An 18230-nucleotide genomic window follows, 5' to 3' on the forward strand; every position below is an offset into this window, starting at 1 on the left:
CGGCTGCCGTACGGTGGCCGGAGCACTGGAGGAGAGTCCATGAACCCCGAGCGCTACCGTCTTCTCGAAGAGGCCCGGCGCAGTCTCCCGGACGGCTACAAGGTGGAGTTGTCCGGCGACATCATCGTCATGCAGGCGTCACCGTCGTCGGTCCACCAGCTGAACCTCGCGCTGGTCCAACGCCAGTTCGAGGCGCACTGCCCTCCCGGCTACTTCCCCACCGGGAACAGTGATCTCTCCTCACCCGAGGTCGGCTCCGTGCGCAATCCCGACCTCACGTACCTGCCCGAGGACGTCATCGACCTGGCCGGCCACGACATCCCCGCCGAGCTGGCCCTGATCGCCGTCGAGATCGTCTCCCCGTCCAATCCCGAGAACGACTGGACGGGGAAGGTCCGCGACTACCCGCGCATGGGCTTCCCGCTCTATCTGATCGTGGACCCGCGGCAGCGGACGGCCACGCTGTTCTCCGAGCCGAACCACGACCGGTACCACACGAGGACCGAGCGGGAGTTCGGCGAGACGATCAGCGTTCCCGATCCGTTCGGCTTCGAACTGGACCTCGCGCGGCTCGTCCCGTACAAGGACTGATCGCCGAGCGCCTGACCGATGGGCTCAGGCGCTCGGCCAGAGGATCAGGTCGGGCAGGGCGTGCCGGCGCGGCCGGTCGCCGAGGTCGGCGAGTGCGGTGCGGATGGCCCGGAGGTGTCCGACGGTCAGTTCCAGGGGCGGCTCGTCGGGCTGGTGGGTCGTGCGGATGGGGTAGTCGACGCCGGGGGTGCGGGTCATCTCGATGTGGCAGCCGAGCAGATGCGTCACGGGGCGGCGTTCGGCGAAGTCGATCAGCCGGTCGACGGTGCGGGTGAAGGCCGGCCAGTCGTCGATGTAGAGGCGGCCCGGGTAGACGGTGTCGCCGGTGAGCAGCAGGCCCGTCCACGGGTCGTAGTAGGTGACGGCCGCCGGGTGGTGGCCCGGGGTGGCCAGGCATTCGAGCACCCGGCCGCCGCCGAGGTCCACCTGGGCGACGGCGTCCGGGTCCTGGTCGAAGCCGAAGTACGGCCAGGCCGTGGCCGGGTCGGCGCCGACCAGGGTCGTCGCGGGCCGGTCGGCGAACTGCCCGTCGCCCGCGACGTGGTCGCCGTGCGGGTGGGTGTGCAGGACGAGCAGCCCGTAGCCGTCGCGGGGGTTGTCGGCGAGCCACCGGTCGATGAGCCCGTCGACCACGGTGCGCAGCGGGAAGTACGCGGCGGAGGCGGTGGCCCCGGTGTCGATCAGGACGGCCCGCTCGCCCCCGAACAGCAGGAACAGGAACGGCGCCTCGTAGTTGACCGCCTTGTTCTGCCGCAGGATGACGGTGTGCTCGTCGTACGCGTGGACCTGGATGTCCGGGTCCGTGTTGTGCTTCGCGGACGGGGATCCGTGGATCCACCGCACGTCGAGCGGACGGGCGATCGGGGCACCGGCGGCCATGACGTCTCCCTGGGTGCGTCGTCTTGGCGGGCCGGGTACGGCGCACATCTCGTCCGGGGCGGTCGCCGGCGCGCCGCCACCGGGACGCTAGCACGCTCCCGTCGCCGCGCGCCGGTCCGCCGATTCGTCGATTCGCCGATTTGCCGGGAACCGTCAGGCACGCCCCAGCAGGTGCGCCAGCCCGTCCGCCAGCCCGCCGCGCCAACAGGCGTAGTCGTGGCCGCCGTTGAACTCGCGGTACGCGAGGTCGTAGCCGCGGGCGGTGAGGACGTCGCGCAGGTGGCGGTTCTGCGGGAGCAGCATCCACTCCTGTAGGCCGACCTCGACGTAGAACCGGGCCTCCCGCCGTTGCTCGCGGGCGAATTGGCGGGTCAGCCACTCACTGCCCTCGTCGAACTCCGTCTCGTCCGGCCACCAGAAGGAACCGGACTGGCAGAGCGCGCCGCCGAAGAGGTCGGGGCGCCGGAACGCGGCGAAGGCGGCGGTGAGGCCGCCCGCGCTCTGGCCGGCGATGACGGTGCCGGCCGGGTCGGTGGTGGTGCCGAACTCGGCTGCCGCCCAGGGGAGGAGGCGGTCGGCGAGGAGGTCGACGAAGGCCGGGTTGCAGCTGAGGTCGTCGGGGCGGCAGGGGCCCATGGTGTGGACGAGCAGGGCGACGGTGGGCGGGATGGCGCCGTCCGCCGCGAGGTTGTCGAGGGTGTCGCCGACCGACAGCACCTCGCCCCACATCTCGCCGTCCAGCAGCACGGCCACCGCGAACGGCCCGCCACCGGCGGACGCTCCGCCACCGGCGGGGAGGTGGACGTCCACCCGCCGCCCGGCCACCTCGTGGGCCACCGTCCGCCCGCGCGGCACGCCGTCGCGCCGCCGGGCGTACGGCTGGGCGGGGGCGTCGGGCAGGCTGAGCACGGACGACGGGTGGCGCCCGTCGCGGGCGGGCAGCCGGGGGGCGGCGTCGTGCGGGTCGGGGCGGGCGTGGTCGAGGACGCGCAGCCAGTCCGCCCGGGTGGTGCCGGGGGCGTCCCCCCGGAACGGGTACAGCTGGTAGGACGCCCGGTGGTCGGCGCGCAGCCGGTAGGTGATCGACCAACGGCCGTCGTCGCGGCGGGTCATCAGGTGCGGGGCGAGGTCGCCGGCGTGCCGGTCCTTGTCGGTGACGGTGTGCAGGAGCGCGAGCACGCCGTCGCACGACGCGTCCTCGTGCACGAAGGTGACCAGGCGGTAGGCGGGGTCGGCCGGATCGGGCTCGACCAGGGGAAGGGTTTCCATCTGCGGGACTCCTCGGGGAGGTTAGGCGGGGGTGCCCTTGCGGCCGAGCAGCACCCAGAGCAGGAAGGGGCCGCCGAGGACGGTGGTGACGATGCCGACGGGGATCTCCACCCCGCCGATCAGCACCCGCCCCACGGTGTCGGCGAGCACGACGAGGACGGCGCCGGTCAGTGCCGAGCCGAGGACCGGTACGCGCGCCGGCCCGGCCAGCCGCCCGGCGATCACGGGCGCGGCCAGCGCGACGAAGCCGACCGGCCCGCACACGCCGACGGCCAGTCCGGCCAGCGCGACGGCCAGCAGCAGGCAGCCGAGCCGGACCCGGCCCGGGTCGACGCCCAGCGAGGCGGCCACGCTGTCGTCGAAGCGCAGCACCGCCAGCCGCCGGGCCGCCGCCAGCGCGAGCGGCACGAGCACGGCCAGCCCGATCAGGACCGGGGTGGCGACGGCGTAGTCCCGCCCGTTGAGGCTGCCGGAGGTCCAGACGTACAGCGAGCCGGCCGAGTTGAGCGAGCGGCGGGCGAGCGCGACCTGGATGACGGCCGAGGCGAGCGCGGACATCGCGAGGCCGACGACCAGCACCCGGTAGCCCTGCGCGCCGAGCCCGCCGGAGACCAGGGTGACGACCAGGACGGCGGCCAGCGCGCCGAGCGGGCCGGCCCACCAGGCGCCGAAGGTGCCGGAGACGGTGGCGGAGATCAGGACGGCGGCGGTGGCGCCGTCGTTGACGCCGAGCAGTTCGGGGGTGGCGAGGCGGTTGCGGGCGAGGGTCTGGGTGAGGCAGCCGGCCAGGCCGAGGGCGGCGCCGGCGGCGAGCCCGGCGACGATCCGGCCGAGCCGGAACTTCTGCACCAGCAGCACGTCCAGCCGGTCGCCGTAGCCGAACACGGCCTGGAGGGTGCGGCCGAGGCCGAGTTCGCTCTGCCCGGCGTGGGCGGACACGACGACGACGGCGAGCAGCGCCGCGGCCAGGGCGAGCGAGGCGAGCAGCGCCCGGCGGGGGAGCAGCAGCGACCAGGCGCCGCGCCGCAGCACCAGGTCGGGTTTGGGCGCGGGCGGCTCGGACCGCCGGACGGGGGCGGGCTCGGCCGGATCGGCCATGCCGAGCGCGGCGGTCCGGCGGGAGCGGACGATCGCGATCAGCGCGGGGGCGCCGACCAGGGAGACGATCACCGACACCGGCGCCTCGAACGGGCGGGCCACCACCCGGGCCAGCACATCGGCCCCGGTGAGCACGGCGGCGCCGAACAGCCCTGCGAGCACGGTGAGTTGCCCGACCCTGGGGCCGGCGACGGCCCGCCCCAGGAACCCGGCGAGCAGGCCGAGGAAGGAGATCGGGCCGGCCAGCGCGACGGCCGAGGCGGTCAGCAGGGTGACGGCGAAGGCGACCGCGGCCCGGGTGGCGCCGGGGCGGTGGCCGAGGCCGCGGGCGAGGTCGTCGCCGAGCGCGAGCGCGGTGAGCGGCCGGGTGGCGAGCAGGGCGAGCAGGAAGCCCACGCCGAGCACCGGGGCGAGCTGGCGCAGCGTCGTCCAGCCCTCCACCCCGGCCAGCGAGCCCAGCACCCACACCCGGTACCGGTCGTACGCCTCGGGCGAGTTGACGATCAGCACGCCGGTGAGCCCGCCGAAGGTGGCGCCGACCGCCGAGCCGCCGAGCACCAGCCGCATCGGCGACCCGCCCCGGGCGCCCGCGATGAGCAGCACCAGCGTGCTGGCGAGCACGGCGCCGCCGAAGGCGAAGGCCAGGTACCCGTACGAGGTCTGGATGCCGAGTACGGCGATGCCGAGCACGACCCCCAGGGAGGCGCCGGCGTTGACGCCGAGCAGTCCGGTCTCGGCGAGCGGGTTGCGGGTGACGGACTGCAGTTGCGCCCCGGCGACCCCGAGTGCGGCGCCGACCAGCAGGGCGGTGGCCGTGCGGGGCAGGCGCAGGTCGCCGACGACGAGGGCGAGCCGGCTGTCCGCGCGGGCGCCGTGGCGGTTCAGCAGGTAGTCCAGCACCCGCCCGGGGCCGACCTCCCCGGCGCCGACGGACAGTGAGAGCGCGGCGAGGGCGAGCAGGACCGCGACCGCGCCGAGGGCGATCGGCCAGGCGGCGCGGCGGCCGTCCCCGCGCGGTGGCGGCGGTGGCGGCGGGGCGTCCGGCTCGGTGCGGGACTCCCCGGGGGCGCCCACTTGCGACAATGTCATAAGGTAAGGCTAACCTAATGAGCGCATCGTCCTGTGGGCACCGCCACCGTGCCGGGTCACCCGGACGCCGCCCAACCCCCGTACCACCGCTGCCCGGAGGCACCCATGCCGTTCGCCCAGAGCCCGCTCCACCCCGTCCGCCGCCGCGCGGCCCGGGCGCTGGCCGTCACCGGGGCGGCCGCCCTCCTGCTCGCCGGGTGCGGCTCCTCCGGGTCCTCCTCCGGATCCTCGGGCTCCGCGGGCGGCTCCGCCGCCGCCGGCAGCCCGGCGGCGGACGCGGCCGGCGGCAAGCGCACCGTCAAGGACGCGACCGGCAAGGCCGTCGAGATCCCCGCCGCGCCCCAGCGGATCGTCACCCTCACCCAGGAGGACCTCGACGCGGTGCTCGCCCTCGGCGTCAAGCCCGTCGGCATCACCAACGGCCAGGGGCTCAACGAGCCGCCCGCCTACCTCAAGGACAAGGTCCAGGGCGTCCCGGTGGTCGGCAACCTGCTGCAGCCCGTCATGGACAAGGTCATCGCCGCCAAGCCCGACCTCATCCTGGCCGGCGACATGCAGGACGAGCAGATGCTCAAGCAGCTGCGCGAGATCACCCCCGCCACCCTCGTCACCATGGCACCCACCGACGACTGGAAGCTCGCCTTCCGCGGCATCGGAAACGCCGTCAACAAGCTCGACCAGAGCAACAAGGTGATCGCCGACTACGAGGCCAAGGCCGCCAAGGCCGGAGGCGACCTCGGCAAGAACAAGGGCGCGGCCGTCTCCATCGTCCGCTGGAACCCCACCGGGCCGAGCTGGATGGAGAAGAAGCAGTTCGCCAGCGGCGTCGCCCTCGACATGGGCCTCACCCGCCCGGCCGCGCAGGACAAGGACGGCAACGCGCACAGCCCGGCGCTCAGCCTGGAGAAGCTCGCCGAGATCGACGGCGACTGGCTGTTCCTGTCCACCCTCACCGACGACGGCAAGACCGCGCTCAAGGACGTCCAGTCCAAGCCCGCCTACCAGGAGCTGGGCGCGGTGAAGAACAAGCACGCCGTCACCGTGGACGGGTCGGTCTGGTCCACCCGCGGCGGGCCGCTCGCGGCCGACGTGGTCATCGGCGACATCGGCAAGGCGCTCGCCGCCTCCTGACCGGCCCGCGTTCGGGCCCCGTTCCGGGCCCGTGTCCGCGCTCGGGCTCGTACCCGGCCGGGCCCGCGCCCGTGCCCGGCCGGCCGGCACCTCGCCCGGCCGGCCCGCAGCCCCCTCCAACCGAAGGAACCCTCGATGGAGTTGACGATCCAGGGCCTCACCGCCGGCTACGGCCCCGGCCGCCCGGTGCTCGCCGGCGTCGACCTCACCGTCCCGGCCGGCCGGGTGGTGGCCGTCGTCGGCCCGAACGGCTGCGGCAAGTCCACCCTGCTGCGGGCCGTCGCCCGGCTGCACCGGCCGGACGGCGGGCGGGTGCTGGTCGGCGGTGAGGACGTCTGGCGGCTGCGGCCGCGCCAGGCCGCGCACCGGGTCGCGCTGCTCCCGCAGAGCCCGCAGGCCCCCGAGGCGGTCACCGTCGCCGGACTCGTCCGCTACGGCCGCCACCCGCACCAGGGGCTCTTCCGCCAGTGGTCGGCCGACGACGAGCGGCTCACCGCGCGGGCGCTGCGCGCCACCGGCGTCGAGGAACTCGCCGACCGCCGGCTGGACCGCCTCTCCGGCGGCCAGCGGCAGCGCTGCTGGCTCGCCATGGTGCTCGCCCAGGACGCGCCCGTCGTGCTGCTCGACGAACCCACCAGCGCGCTCGACCTCGGGCACGCCGTCGAGGTGCTGGAACTGGTCCGCGAGGTCGCCGCCGGCGGGCGGACGGTCGTCATGGTGCTGCACGACCTCGCGGCGGCGGCCCGTTACGCCGACCTGGTCGTCGCCCTGCGCGACGGCTCGGTGGTGGCCTGCGGCCCGCCCCGCGAGGTGGTCGACGCACCGCTGGTGCGCGCGCTGTACGACATCGACAGCGACGTGCTCGCCGCCCCCGGCGACGGCGCTCCGGTGATCGTCCCCCGGGCGGCGTCAGTACGTTGACGATGCGTCAGGTATGACCTGGCGGGCGACGGGAGACGGGTGACGGGGCAGGCGGCGTGCCGCCCTGCCCCGTTCACTCGTTCGACGGGTTTGCGCCCCGGAAGCCGCGCAGCGGCCTCCCCGGCCGCCGCTTTGTCAGTGGTCCTCGCTACGTTCCTCGCATCGCTGACCGGCAGGTGGGAGGAGACGTCCGTGGCATGGGTGGAAACAGGCGCGGGAGGGTACCGCGTCGCGCTCGACGGGGAGGGCAAGGTCGTCTGCCGCAACGCGGCGGGCCGCGAGCTGAAGTCCCTGCCGTCGAAGCTCGGTGACGATCCGGTGGTCACCCAGCTCAGGCAGCTCACCGAGTGGCTGGCCGCGCACGAGCGGCGCTGCCAGGAGGACGTCGAGCGGTGGATGGTGCGCTCGCTGCCGGTGCCCGCCGCCGTGCTGACCGCGGTCTGGGCGGACGAGGCCTGGCAGGCCGTCCTGCGCGACCTGGTGGTCACCGGCCCGGACGGCGCCGTCGCCGGCTTCCTGCGCGGTGCGGACGCCGAGCGCGGGCTCGGCCTGGTGGACCTGGACGGCGACACCGTCCGGCTCACCGACGGCGAGATCCTGATACCCCACCCCGTGCTGCTCCTGGACCTCGACGACCTGCGCGAGTTCGCCGTCGAGCTCGGCGTCTCCCAGCGCGTGCCGCAGCTCTACCGGGAGGTCTGGCACCGGCCGGACGAACGGCCGACCGGCACCGAGGTCACCACCTACGCCGGCGGCCGCTACCGGGAGCTGCGCGAACTGCTCGGGCGCTGCGCCCGGCTCGGCCACCGGGTGCGCGGCGGCTCCGCCGTCCAGCCCGTGGTGGAGGCGGGGCGCACCGTCGAGGCCCGCGTCTGGGTGGGCGACTACTACGAGTACGACGCCTGCGAGACGGGCGCGCTCAGCTGGGCGGGCCCGGACGGCCGGGTGCTGCCGCTCGCCGAGGTCGGCCCGATCGCCTGGTCCGAGGGCATGCGGATGGCCGCCGCACTGTACGCAGGCCGCACCATCGAAGGGGAGGACGCCGCATGACCGCCACCGGACTCGACCAGAGGGCCGTTCAGGACGCCGACCGGACGGCCGCCCAGGACGCCGGGCCGCACGAGCGGCTGCTCGACGCGGGGGCCGTGCTCCCGCCCGGCACCCTGCCCGGCGTCGGCCGCCCCGACAGCGCCGCCGACGTGCTCACCGCCCGCGCCTACACCCACCCCGCGCTCGACGGGCGCCGGATCGTCCGGCTGGTCCCCGGCGCGCTCGGACCGGCCGAGGACCTCGCTGTCGACTTCCTCGGGCTGGTCCCCGACGGCACGCCCGCCGAGGTCGGCCAGGTCCGCCAGGAGGCGCTCGGCTTCCCCGCCTGGGCGCTGGTCCACGACCCGGCCAACGGGCACCACGCGCTCGCCCTGGTCAAGGAGATGGAACGGCTCTCCCGCCAGGCCCGGTCCAAGCCCGGCACCGCCAAGGACGGGTTCGAGGCGCTCGCCGCCCGCCTCGGCCGCGCCGTGCCGCACTTCCTGCCCACCTTCTGCGAGGAGGTCGGCCGGATCTTCCTCGCCCACGGCAACCAGACCTACGCCGCCGGCTACTTCGGCAAGGCCCGCGAGGCCGAGCGCACCTACCGCCTGACGGTCGACGAGGAACGGCTGCGCGCCGTCTTCCTGGAGTTCGCCCTGGCCGGCGCGCTCACCGTCAAGTCCCTGCGCCAGTACGTCAAGGAGCTCGCCGAACGGCTCGACGCGCTGACCGCCTGGCAGCGCTTCCGCCAGCTCTGCACCGAGCGCTCCGCCGCCGGCATGGCCCCCTACGCCGGGGTCGCCGAGGACGCCCGCGCACTGATCAAGGCCGCCGGGTTGGACCGCGCCGAGCACGAACAGGCGCTGCTCGCCGAACTGCTGGCCGGCCCGGGTGCCAACCGGGCGCCCGGGGCGTTCTGGAAGTCCTGGCACGGCCCCCTGACCGAACTCGGCCGGCGCGACCCGGTGGTCCGGGCCCGCCTGCTGGAGCTGATGCCCGACCCGGCCGGCACCGACGCCGCCGTGAACGACACCGCCTGGCTCGTCCTGCTCGCCGAGACCGGGGCCGAGCAGCTGCTCACCGGCCCGCGCGCCGAGGGCGCCGAGCCCGCCGCCGCGTGGCTGCAGCGCTGGTGCCACCACCTCGGGCGCGGCTGGCGCTCCCGGCCCAGCTGCGCCGCCACCGTCGCCCTGGCCGGCCGGATGGCCGAGCGGCTGCGGGCCGACGGTGTCCCGGTGGACCTGTACACCGGCGTCCACAGCAGCCAGACCCAACTCGACCTGCTGGACCGGCTGCTCGCCGACGGCGTGCCCGTCGCCGACCCGTCGGCCACCCTCCGCTTCGACCTCAAGGACTGGGTCGACCAGTGCGGCCCCGACAGCGCCGGCCTCGCGGCCGTCGCCGCCGACCCGCGGTTCCGGCCCGTCCTGCGCGCCGCGACCCCGCCCGCCTGGGAGACCGCCGTCAAGCGGCAGGTGCCCGCCCTGCCGCTGCTGCGCCGCCTGTTCGAGGAGTGGGCCGAACTCCGGACCGACGAGCTGACCGCCGCCCGAGGCCTGGCCGGCGCCGCCGACCTGGTGAGCTCGCTGAGCCCGTACCGCACCGCCGTGCGGGCCGTCGCCCCGGCCGCCGCCGAGCGGATCGCCGCCCTCGACGTCACCGCCCTGCTCGCCGGGGCGCTCGGCGCCGGCATCCTCGACGAACTCGGCTGGCCGGCCCTGGAAGAGGCCCTGGCCAAGCTCGCCGACCCGGCCGACCCCGCCAAGCCCGTGGACCCTGCGGACCTTGCCGGCCCCGACTCCGCCGTCCCCGACTCCGCCGGACCGGACTCCGAGTCGCCCGACACCCCCGGCCTCAACGGCGGGCGCCTCACCGGCCTGATCGTCGAGGACGCCTGGCCGCACCTGATCCTCGCCCGCCACGACCAGGCCGTCGTGGTCGGCCCGCAGGGCGTCCTGCTGGAGCACACCCTGCGCCTGCCCCCGGCGAAGGAACGCTGGAACCAGCCCCGGCTGCGCTTCGTCGACGGCGAACTCCTCGTCGCCTGGCACCAGGACGGAAAGCAGCACGCCTACTGGTCCAGCCAGCCCGGCGAGGTCGTCGAACTCACCGGCGAGACCATCACCGGCTACCACTACGGCGACCGGGATCCCGAGCCCCCCTCCCTCCCGCTGCCCGGCGGCGGCCGCACCACCGGCGAACGCCCGCTGCACCTCGGCGACACCCGGATGCCCGCCGAACACCGCGTCCTCGGCGACGGTACCGGCCACTGGACAGTGCGCTACGGCCAGGACGGCGCCGTCCTGCGCGAACTCGACCCGCACACCGGCGCCCTCGGCCGCGCCGCCGAACCACCGGTGATCGCCGCCACCGCGGCCGCCGGCCGACTGACCCTCACGCGCGCCCGACTGCTGCCGCTCCAGCCCGGCCTGGAGCAGACGCCGCTCGGCACCGACGGCACCGTGCTCGGCAGCTGGGTCCGGGTCGACCTCGACCGTGCCGTCACCACCACCACCGCCGACGGGCAGGTCATCGTCCTGCCGATCACCGACGGCCACCCGGACCACGTCCCGGTCGGCCGCCTCACCCTCCCCGGCCAGGCGCAACCGGTCGTCACCGAGGCGCAGCGCGACGGCCTCGCCCTCACCCTGCCCGACCTGGCCGTCGAGACCGACCGCACCGTCGACCTGCGCCCCTGCCGCCCGGGGGACTTCGCCGCCGCCGGCACCGCGCTCGTCCCCCCGCTCGACCACTGGCACGCCCTGCGGCCCCGCGACGAGGCGGGCTCACGCGTCCTGCGGGCCGTCGACACCGAGCAGGCGGCCCGCCTGATCGACGCCGCCTGGCCGACCGACAGCCGGCCCGTGCCCGAGGACGAGCAGCGCTGGATCACCGCCCAGGGCGTCCGACGCCCGCTGGCCCAGTCCGGTGGCGCCCGCCGCGTCCTGCCCGTTCAGGCGGTCGGCACCGTCCTGCCCGGCATCAGCCACCCGCTGCTGCTCGCCGGGGTCGCCGGGCTCGCCCGCACCGCCGCCGACCTGCTCGACCGGATCGCCCGGTTCGTCCCGCAGCCGGAGGCCGAGAAGCCGTCCAAGGCCGAGGCCGCCGAGTACCGGCCCGAGCACGGCCGCGACCACGAACTGCGCGAGGCCGTCACCACCCTCCTGCCCGACGTCGCCTGCTTCGGCCCCAACTGGGGCGGCGGAGACCGGTGGCGGGTGCTCAACAACCTGCGCGCCGTCACCGCCGTCCTGGCAGACCCGCCGGCCGCCACCGGCGAGGGCTGGAGCACCCCGGCCACCGTCACCCTGCAATACGGCGGCACCCACCACGGCTGGCTGCACCTGCTCGGCCGTCTCGACACCCTCGCCTACGCGGTGGCCGCCCCGCTCACCGAACCGGCCCACCGCTCCAGCCTCGTGCTGCTCCTCGGCGAACTGACCGAGGGAGTGCTCGCCGACCGCGGCGCCACCCTGCGCGAGATCGTCCTCGGCGAACCCGCCGACCGCGCCAACCGCCACCAGCCCGCCGTCCCCCGCGAGGGGCAGGTGCTGCGCCACGGCGACCGCACCGTCGTCATCCTCGGCCACCGCCGGCACCACGAGGGCACCGAGCAGTGGTACGCCGTCGACCACGACCCGAGCGGCGCGTTCGGGCCCGTCGCCCACTTCACCACCGTCAAGGAACGCGGCACCGAGGAGCGGGTCGGCGCCGCCTGGATCGCCGCGTTCCGGCAGGCGGCCGCGCTGCACGGAGGCGCCCCCTGGCAGCTCGACCGCGCCACCGCCTTCGGCGGGCTCACCGGGATCGGCGCCGCCCGCGCCGCCCTGCTGCTCAGCCCGCCGCCCGGGCTCTTCCAGTGGCACAGCGCCGTGCTGCCCGCCGACCGGCTCGCCGAGTACGGCCTCAAGTCCACCGAGGCCAAGGCCGCTCGGGACTGGCTGCGCGGCCGCGACCGGGACGCCCTCGCCGACGTCTGGGGCGCCCTGCTGCCCGCCGACCCGAAGACCCTCTGGACGGAGGGCCCCGACCTCGACGCCGGCGCCGCCGCCTGGATCCGGCACTTCGGCCGGCTCGTCACCCTCCCCGAGGCCGCCCAGGCCACCGTCAAGGGCGCGCAGATCGAACACATCGAGGCGGTGCTCAACCCCGCACAGACCCCCTGGCTGACCGGCACCACGGCCTTCCGGCTCAGCGACGGCGGCGGGTCCACCCCCCAGCTGCTCGCAGAGGACCAGAGCGCCGCACCCGCCTCCGGCGACCTCGGCCGCGCCGTCGACGCCCTGCGCTGGCTCGCCTACCACCTGCCCGCCGACAGCCCGCTGCGCCCGCTGCTGCCCGCGGCCGCCGCCGCGCTGCGAAGCCGCCTCGCCGACCCCGACCTGCTGCTCGACTTCCACCTCGTCCACACCACCAAGGGCGCCTCGATGTCGGCCGTCCTGCGCACCCACTTCGGCCTGCCGGCCGCGGGCGGAGCCGACCCGAACGGACTGGTCGACTGCGGCCCGGCCCTCGTCCTGACGCCCTACCACGACGAGTACGAGCGGGTCTGGCTGCGCCCGTCCGGGCTCACCGGCCCCGACGACCCGGTGCTCGAACTGCTCGGCGGGCTGGGGGCCAGCTACTGGCTGGAAACCGAGCGGGGCGCCATCGAGGCCGTCCTGCGCGGCGAAGTGGAGCGCCTGGCAGCCGCCACCACCGAGGCGGTGGTGGCCGCCGACGGCCAGACCTGGCTACAGCACCCGCAGCTCACCGTCCCCGACCTGGTCGCCGAGGCGGCCCGGGCCCACGGCCTCGGCGAGGACGCCGCGGTGCTCTACCTCCAACTGCTGGCCCTGCCCGACCCCACCGACCGCAACGTCGCCCGCTGGACGGGCTGGAAGCCGGCCAGGCTCAAGCGCGCCCGCGTCGAACTCGCCGCCACCGACCTGGTGCTGGAGGCCAAGCGGGCCCGGGCCGGCCGCACCCTCTTCCTGCCCGGCGGCTGGCAGGAGGCCAAGGCCCCCGCCCTGCCCGCCGAGACGTGGAAGGCCGCCCTCTACGAACTGCCCACCCACCGCGTCCCGCTGCCCCACCTGCCCGTCCCGGAGCTGTTCGCCCGGGCCTGGCAGCGGACCCTCGACGGCGACGCCCCCGGCTACGAAGAGCTCCAGACCAGCAAGCGCAGGAAGGCCCGCCGATGAGCACCACGCCGATGAGCGCCACGCCGACGAACAGCACACCGACGGGCAGCACACCGACAGGCAACCCGAAGGCGAGCGCCGACACCGCCCCCGCGAGCCGGCAGATCATCCCGCCCGAGGAGAAGCACGCCGCCGAACTGGAGTTCCTGGCCGCGTACGACAGCGGCCCGCGCCCGCCCGGCTGGCGGCTCACCCCGCGCGCCGTCGTCACCTTCGTCATGGGCAGCGACGGCGAGAAGCTCAAGGCCGGCCGCCGCGGCCTCGCCATCGAGCAGAAGTTCGTCGGCGAGCGCGCCCTCGTCGAACGCTGCGTCGTCACCCTCGCCGGGGAGCGCGGCCTGCTGCTCGTCGGCGAGCCCGGCACCGCCAAGTCCATGCTCTCCGAACTGCTCGCCGCCGCCGTCTGCGGCACCAGCGCGCTCACCGTCCAGGGCACCGCCGGTACCACCGAGGACCAGCTCAAGTACGGCTGGAACTACGCCCTCCTGCTCGCCAAGGGGCCCAGCCGGGCTGCCCTGGTGCCCTCCCCGGTGCTCACCGCGATGACCACCGGGGCGGTGGCCCGCGTCGAGGAGGTGACCCGCTGCCTGCCCGAGGTGCAGGACGCGCTGGTCTCCCTGCTCTCCGAACGGCGGCTCTCCGTCCCCGAGTTGGCCAGCACCCCGGACGGACAGCTGCACGCCGCCGCCGGCTTCACCCTGATCGCCACCGCCAACCTGAGGGACAAGGGCGTCAGCGAGATGTCCGCGGCGCTCAAGCGGCGGTTCAACTTCGAGACGGTCGGCCCGATCGCCAGCCTCGCCGCCGAGGTCGAACTCGTCCGCCGGCAGTCGACCGTCGCCGTCGCCCGCGCCGGAGCCCCCTACGCGGTGGACGACGCCGTCCTGGAAGCCCTCGTCACCGCCTTCCGTGACCTGCGCACCGGCCGTTCCACCGAAGGCTGGGACGTCGAGCGCCCGTCCACCGTGATGAGCACGGCAGAAGCCGTCTCGGTCGCCACCGCGCTCGGGGTCACCGCCGCCTACCTGCCCGACGGCGGCGACCTGCTCGGCCGCCTCCCCGGCCAACTCATCGGTGTCGTCCGCAAGGACGACCCGGCCGACGCGGCACGGCTGCTCGGCTACTGGGACGGGCCGGTCCGCCGGCGCGCCGAACAGGGCGCCGGCACCTGGCGCACCCTGTGGGACCTCCGCTCGGCCCTGGAGGCATGAGGCGATGACCAGCACGGTGACGCCCGCCCCGGCCGGCCCCGATCACCAGGCCGGCCGCGACCACCAGGACGGCCCCGTCCGTCCGCTCCGCCCCGGCCACCTGGACGGCCTGGACGACCCGCGCCCGGCCGTCCGGGCCGAGGCCGAGCGGCTGGCCGCCTCCGGCACCGGCCGGCCCGGGCCCTACCTGATCGGCGTGCGGCACCACGCGCCGTCGCTCAGCGCGGTCCTCCCCGCGCTGCTCGACGCCGTCAAGCCCGAGGTGGTGCTGGTCGAACTCCCCGCCGAGTTCCAGCCCTGGCTCGGCTGGCTGGCGGACGAGGACACCCAGGCCCCCGTCGCCCTCGCGGCCGCCCCGGCCGGCCGCGAGGGCGGCCGGGGCCCCGCCGCCGACTCCGGCCCGGGCCGACTCGCCTTCTACCCGTTCGCCGACTTCTCCCCGGAGCTGGTCGCCCTGCGCTGGGCCCGGCGCAACGGCGTCGAGACACTCGCCTGCGACCTCCCGCTCGCCCACCGCACCACGCCCCACGAGGAACAACAGCCCGCCCCTGGGGCCCCCGGCGCCCCCGGTGTCGCCGACGCGCTGCGCCACCGCCTCACCGGGCGCGATTCCGACGACGACCTGTGGGACCGCCTCGTCGAGACCGCAGCCCCCGGCTCCACCCCCGACGCCGTCCGGCGCGCCGCCCTGCTGGTCGGCTGGGCGCTGCGCCGCGACGCCGAGACCGGCCCCGGCGTCGACCCGTACGACCTGCGGCGCGAAGCCTGGATGCGTGCCCGGATCCGGGCCGCGGCGGCCGACGGGCGCCGGGTCGCCGCCGTCGTCGGCGCCTTCCACGCGCCCGCCCTGCTCGACGGGCCCGCCGCCACCGAGGAACCGCCGCACCCGGACCACCTCGGGCACGCCCTCTCCCTGATCCCCTACACCTACCCGCTGCTCGACGCCCGCTCCGGCTATCCGGCGGGCATCCGCGATCCCGAGTGGCAGCACACCGTCCTCGACGCCGGCGGCGACCCCGACCGCCTCACCCGGGCCCTCACCACCACCGCCGTCCGGATCTGCGAAGCACTGCGCAGCCAGGACCACCCCTCCGGCCCGGCCGACGCCCGCGAGATCGTCCGCCTCGCCGGAGACCTCGCCCGCCTGCGCGGCCACGCCGCCCCCGGCCGCGGCGAACTCGTCGAAGCCGTCCAGACCGTCCTCGCCCAAGGCGAACCCCTCGGCCGCGGCCGGGCCGTCGCCCGCGCCCTCGAACGCGTCCTGGTCGGCACCCGAACCGGCCGCGCCACCCCCGCGGCCCCGCGCAGCGGGCTCGCCCCCGCCGTCGAAGCCCTCCTCGCCGACCTCGGCCTCCCCGGCCCCGCCGACCCCGAGCCCCGCGAACTCCGCCTCGATCCGCTGCGCACCCCCCTCGACCGCCGCCGCGAGATCCTCCTCCACCGCCTCACCGCCTGCGGGGTCCCCTACGCCGACCCCGTCACCACCACCGGCGCGGGCGGCACCGAAGCCATCGGCACGCGCTGGCGCCTCCACTGGACCCCGGCCGCTGCCGCGATGCTCACCGTCGCGGGCGCCCGAGGCGTCACCCCCGCGCAGGCCGCCGAAGGCACCCTGCGCGAACGCCTCCGCCGTGAACAGCAGGCCGACGGCCCCACCGCCCGCGAGGTCCTCCAAGGCCTCACCGACGCGGCCGCCTGCGGCCTTCCGGCCCTCGCGGACACCCGCCTCACCCAACTCGCCACCGTCCTCCCGTCCTCCGGCACCCTCCCCGAACTCCTCGACGCCCTGGCCCTCCTCGACCGCCTCGCCGCCGGCCACCTCCCGGGCTACCCCCCACTCGACACCCCCGACACCCGAGACACCCCCGGCGCCCCCGGGGCTCTCGCGCCGTCGCCCGACCTGGGCGCCGCCCCCGGCGGGTCCGCCGAGCCCGGCCGGCAGGAGCCGGCGCACCTCGCCGCGTTCCCCGACGGCTCCGCGCCGTTGCCCGGTGCGGGCGGGGCGTCGGCCGGGCCGGCGGGGCGGTTGGGGGCGGTGGGCGAGGTGTTGACCGTGGCAGCCGTGCGGCAGTTGGAGGGGTTGGGCGGGTCGGACGATCCGGCGGATGCGCGGGCGCTGGTGGAGCTGGCGCGGCGGGCGGATCTGGACGGCGGGTTGCGGCTGGGGCACGTGCTGGCCGAACTCGCGGACCGGGGGAGTCCGTTGGTGCGAGGCGCAGCCGGAGCGGTGCGGGTGCTGCTGGGGCGGGAGCGGGCGGAGACGCTGGGCGGGCGGGCGGCTTCGTGGGTGGACGGGGCGACCGGCCCGGAGGCCCGGCACGCGCTCGGGCGGGGGCTGGTCGGCCTGCTGACGGCGGCGGAGGGCCTGTTCGCCACCGCGCCGGAGGCGCTGGAGCCCGTGCTGGAGCGGATCACCTCGCTGCCCGACGCCGCCTTCCTGGACCGGCTGCCGGCGTTGCGCGGGGGCTTCGACACGCTCAGCCCGGCCGCCCGGGACCGGTTGCTGGTCCTGGTCGAGGAGCGCCTGGGCACCCGGCTCGCAGGCCTGCCCGAGGAGGTCCCGCCGGCGGTGGTGGCCGGCTGGGTCCGCGCGGATCTGGCCGCCCGCGCGGCGCTGGCCCGGCGTGGCCTGCTGCCAGCGCCCGGGGGCGATCCGGCGCCCGAGCCACCGCACCGCGTCGAGCCGCTCCCTTCCGTGCCCGTCGCCACGCGGCACGCCCTCGCCCCGGCCGAGCGCTGGCGGCTGCTCCTCGGCCGCCCCGGCAGCGGTGGCCTGAGCGGGCGGTGCGCCCGACTCGCCACCGCCCTGGACGAGTTGTACGGCAGCGGGCGAGGCGAGGGCTCCGGCCCGGGCCTGGACGGGCGGTCCGGGCGGGGCGGCCGCGAGGCGCCCTTCCCGGGGGTGCGGGAGTGGGCCGAGGAACTGTCGGCGCTGTTCGGGCCGCGAGTCCGGGAGGAGGTGCTGGCGGCCGCTGTGGCGCAGGGTCGGACGGACGTCCTGGAGGCGATCGAGCCGGGTGCCGTCCGCCCGTCGGTCGACTTGCTGCGCACGGTGTTGGAGCACGCGGGCGGCCTGCCGGAGGCGAGGGTGGCGCGGCTGCGTCCGCTGGTGCGGCGTCTGGTGGACGAGTTGACGCGCGCGTTGGCGACCAGGCTGCGTCCGGCGCTGACCGGGATCAGCGTGCCGCGGCCGACGCGTCGGCCGGGTGGCGGACTGGACCTGGACCGGACCATTCGCGCCAATCTCGCCACGGCCCGCCCGTCGGGGGACGGCGGCACACTCATCGTGCCCGAGCGTCCGGTGTTCCGGACCAGGGCCCGGCAGGCGGCCGACTGGCGGCTGATCCTGGTCGTGGACGTCTCCGGGTCGATGGAGGCGTCGACGGTCTGGGCGGCGCTGACGGCGTCGATCCTGGCCGGGGTGCCTTCGCTGAGCACCCACTTCGTGGCGTTCTCCACCGAGATCGTCGACCTGACCGAGCGGGTGGAGGATCCGCTGAGTGTGCTGCTGGAGGTGCGGATCGGTGGTGGCACCAGCATCGCGGGCGGGCTGCGGTATGCGCGGAAGCTGGTGACGGTGCCGTCCCGGACGCTGGTCGTGGTGGTCAGCGACTTCGAGGAGGGCGGCCCGGTGGGCGGGTTGCTGGCCCAGACCCGGGCACTGGTGGATTCCGGTGTGCACCTGCTCGGCTGCGCCGCGCTGGACGACACGGGGACGGCCCGCTATTCGAAGGCGGTCGCGGGCCAGTTGGTCGCGGCCGGTATGCCCGTGGCGGCGTTGAGTCCGCTGGAACTGGCCCGCTGGGTGGGGGAGAAGGTGCGATGA

The 18230-nt window shown here is 76.1% G+C and carries 10 protein-coding genes and 1 riboswitch; of the genes, 7 read left to right on the plus strand and 3 right to left on the minus strand.

All coding sequences use genetic code 11. From position 1 onward, the window contains the following. The first annotated feature begins 39 nt into the window (after positions 1–39). Positions 40–591, plus strand: a complete 552-nt coding sequence (locus tag ACFWPT_RS00485; RefSeq protein ID WP_380368963.1) for a Uma2 family endonuclease — start codon at positions 40–42, stop codon at positions 589–591. A 24-nt stretch (positions 592–615) separates the two neighbouring features. Here ACFWPT_RS00485 and ACFWPT_RS00490 read toward each other — a convergent pair whose 3' ends face one another. The 3 genes from ACFWPT_RS00490 to fhuB all read right to left on the minus strand — a co-directional run bounded on the left by ACFWPT_RS00490 (position 616) and on the right by fhuB (position 4926). Further along, positions 616–1470: an MBL fold metallo-hydrolase gene (locus tag ACFWPT_RS00490; protein WP_380424015.1), complete on the minus strand. Its 855-nt coding sequence runs from the start codon at positions 1468–1470 to the stop codon at positions 616–618. Positions 1471–1482: 12 nt separating this feature from the next. Beyond that, positions 1483–1550: riboswitch (guanidine-III (ykkC-III) riboswitch) on the minus strand. 73 nt (positions 1551–1623) lie between these two features. Beyond that, a complete protein-coding gene (locus tag ACFWPT_RS00495) occupies positions 1624–2739 on the minus strand; it encodes an alpha/beta hydrolase-fold protein (protein WP_380478380.1) in 1116 nt (371 codons plus the stop codon). A 21-nt stretch (positions 2740–2760) separates the two neighbouring features. Next, the gene (gene fhuB, locus ACFWPT_RS00500) at positions 2761–4926 is read right to left on the minus strand and encodes a Fe(3+)-hydroxamate ABC transporter permease FhuB (RefSeq protein WP_380478382.1); all 2166 of its coding nucleotides are present in this window, start codon (positions 4924–4926) and stop codon (positions 2761–2763) included. A 105-nt stretch (positions 4927–5031) separates the two neighbouring features. Here fhuB and ACFWPT_RS00505 point away from each other — a divergent pair, with 105 nt between their 5' ends. The 6 genes from ACFWPT_RS00505 (at position 5032) to ACFWPT_RS00530 (ending at position 18230) form a co-directional block, all read left to right on the plus strand. Continuing rightward, the gene (locus ACFWPT_RS00505) at positions 5032–6057 is read left to right on the plus strand and encodes an ABC transporter substrate-binding protein (protein ID WP_380368973.1); all 1026 of its coding nucleotides are present in this window, start codon (positions 5032–5034) and stop codon (positions 6055–6057) included. Between the two features lie 135 nt (positions 6058–6192). Next, complete coding sequence (locus tag ACFWPT_RS00510) at positions 6193–6978, plus strand: ABC transporter ATP-binding protein (RefSeq protein ID WP_380478384.1); 786 nt, start codon at positions 6193–6195, stop codon at positions 6976–6978. A 192-nt stretch (positions 6979–7170) separates the two neighbouring features. Then, positions 7171–8028, plus strand: coding sequence for a DUF4132 domain-containing protein (locus ACFWPT_RS00515; protein ID WP_380478386.1), 858 nt, complete (start codon positions 7171–7173; stop codon positions 8026–8028). Next, complete coding sequence (locus tag ACFWPT_RS00520; RefSeq protein ID WP_380478388.1) at positions 8025–13193, plus strand: hypothetical protein; 5169 nt, start codon at positions 8025–8027, stop codon at positions 13191–13193. Before ACFWPT_RS00515 ends, ACFWPT_RS00520 begins: the two co-directional genes overlap by 4 nt. Next, positions 13190–14404, plus strand: a complete 1215-nt coding sequence (locus ACFWPT_RS00525) for an AAA family ATPase (RefSeq protein WP_380478390.1) — start codon at positions 13190–13192, stop codon at positions 14402–14404. Before ACFWPT_RS00520 ends, ACFWPT_RS00525 begins: the two co-directional genes overlap by 4 nt. A gap of 4 nt (positions 14405–14408) precedes the next feature. Next, complete coding sequence (locus ACFWPT_RS00530) at positions 14409–18230, plus strand: DUF5682 family protein (protein ID WP_380478392.1); 3822 nt, start codon at positions 14409–14411, stop codon at positions 18228–18230.

The organism is Kitasatospora sp. NPDC058478 (genome assembly GCF_042720345.1).
In the GTDB taxonomy this organism is placed as follows: domain Bacteria; phylum Actinomycetota; class Actinomycetes; order Streptomycetales; family Streptomycetaceae; genus Kitasatospora.